Source organism: Clostridium sp. DFI.5.61 (assembly GCF_024462915.1).
Classification (GTDB): Bacteria; Bacillota; Clostridia; order Oscillospirales; family Oscillospiraceae; genus Lawsonibacter; species Lawsonibacter asaccharolyticus.
Map to the genome: position 1 here is coordinate 1 of NZ_JANGBZ010000110.1, position 2,481 is coordinate 2,481.

At 66.1% G+C, this 2,481-nt stretch carries 1 protein-coding gene; it reads left to right on the plus strand.

Annotated features, from left to right (window positions below):
- Positions 1–130: 130 nt before the first annotated feature.
- On the plus strand, positions 131–2,481 hold a 2,351-nt coding region (locus NE584_RS19205; RefSeq protein WP_256183531.1), incomplete at its 3' end, for an ATP-dependent helicase.

Genomic DNA, 2,481 nt, shown 5'->3' on the forward strand with positions numbered 1-2,481 from the left:
GGGGGGGCCCCCCCCCCCGCCCCCCCCCCCCCTTCGGCCCAGGGAAGGCCGGGTTTTCGGTTGACCTGCCCCCCGGATTACGGTACAATAGGAGTTAACTGTGAAACTGAAGAACCGAGGACAGAGAGATATGCTGGATCAAGAACAGGAACTGAGATTTTCCAAGGCCCGCCGGGGGGCCATCGCCCGGGAGTTCGCCCATCTGAACCCGGAGCAGCAGAGGGCGGTGCTGGCCACCGAGGGGCCGCTGCTGCTGCTGGCCGGGGCTGGCAGTGGAAAGACCACCGTGCTCATCCACCGCATCGCCAACCTGATGAAATACGGCCGGGGCTCCGACAGCCCGGAGGTGCCGGAGCGGGTGACGGAGGATGACCTGCGCTTCCTGGAGGAGTATGCTGCCTCCGGCGCGGGAGACAGGGCACGGCAGGAGGCACTGTGCCGCCTGGAGCCCGCCGCCCCCTGGACCATCCTGGCCATCACCTTCACCAACAAGGCTGCCGGTGAGCTGAAGGAGCGGCTGGAGCGGATGCTGGGCCCAGCCGCCAATGACATCTGGGCCTCCACCTTCCACTCCGCCTGTGTGCGCATCCTGCGCCGGGACATCGAGAAGCTGGGCTTCTCCTCCTCCTTTACCATCTATGACACCGACGACTCCCTGCGGGTGGTGAAGGACTGCCTGAAGGACCTGAATATCGACGAAAAGCAGTTCCCGCCCCGGTCCGTGCTGGGCTACATCTCCCGGGCCAAAGACGCTATGAAGCTGGCGGAGGAGTATCTGGCCGACTGCGAGCGGGCGGGGGATTTCCGCCTGACCAAGATCGCCAAGGTGTACGTGGAGTACCAGCGCCGGCTGTGGGAGGCCAGCGCCCTGGACTTTGACGACATCATCCTCCACACGGTCCGCCTGCTCCAGCAGCACGAGGACGTGCGGGCCTTCTATCAGCGGAAATTCCGCTATGTGCTCATCGACGAGTATCAGGACACCAACAATCTCCAGTATCTGCTGGCCTCCACCCTGGCGGGGGGATATGAGAACTTCTGCGTGGTAGGGGACGATGACCAGTCCATCTACCGCTTCCGGGGAGCCACCATCGAGAACATCCTCTCCTTTGAGGAGCAGTACAAGGGCTGCCGGGTCATCCGGCTGGAGGAGAACTACCGCTCCACCCGCCACATCCTGGAGGCATCCAACGCCGTCATCCGCAACAACCAGGGCCGCAAGGGCAAGGAACTGTGGACCCGGGCGGGGGAGGGGGAGAAGCTCCAGCTCTACACCGCCATGAACGAAAATGACGAGGCCCAGTATGTGGCCGCCCGTATCCTGGAGGATTACAGCCAGGGCCGGCACTGGAAGGACCACGCCGTTCTCTACCGGATGAACGCCCAGTCCAACCAGGTGGAGCAGGCGTTCAAGCGCAACGGCATCCCCTACCGCATCATCGGGGGCACCCGCTTCTTCGACCGGGCGGAGGTCAAGGACATGATCGCCTATCTGGCGGTGCTGAACAACCCGGAGGACGACCTGCGCCTCACTAGGATCATCAACAACCCTCCCCGTGGCATCGGGGCCAAGACGGTGGAGACCGCCCAGGAGATCGCCCGGCGGGAGGGGGTGTCCCTCTTTGCCGTCATCGACAACGCGCGGATGTACCCCGAACTGGACCGGGCGGCGGCTAAGCTGGCCCAGTTCTCCGGAATGATGGGGGAGCTGGCCCAGCAGGCCCAGACCATGCCCCTGCCCGACTTCTATGAGGAGCTCATCGCCCGCACCGGTTACGCCGTGATGCTGGAGAGCAAGAACACCGTGGAGGACCGGACCCGTCTGGAAAACGTGCGGGAGCTGCTCACCTCCATCAACGGCTATCTGGAGAATGCGGGGGAGGAGCCCTCCCTGGCGGGCTTCCTGGATGAGATCGCCCTGTACACCGACCTGGACAGCCACGACCCAGATCAGGACTGCGTGGTGATGATGACCATGCACTCGGCCAAGGGGCTGGAGTTCCCGGTGGTCTTTGTGGTGGGGGCCGAGGAGGGCATCTTCCCCGGTATCCGGGCCATCGGAGAGACGGAGGAGATGGAGGAGGAGCGCCGCCTGTGCTACGTGGCCATGACCCGTGCCAAGGAGAAGCTGTACCTCACCTGCGCCAATCAGCGCATGCTGTTCGGCCGCACCAGCTCCAACCGTCCCAGCCGCTTTGTGGACGAGATTCCCACGGAGCATCTGGAGCGCTCCGGCCGCACCTTCCTGGACCCGGGCGTGGGGGACTGGGGGGGCATCCCCAGCCGCACCTCCGGGTACGGGGGATACCAGCGGGGGGAGCAGAGCTACGGCGGCTACGCGGCCCGGGGGAGCGAGGCGCCCCAGCGGCCCGCTCCGCCTTCCTACGGCGGTTTCACCCGGGCCATGGGGGGGCGCACCGGCGGCGTCTATCCCGCCGCGCCCGCGGCCCGCCCGCCCCCCCCCCCCCCGGGGGGCCCCGC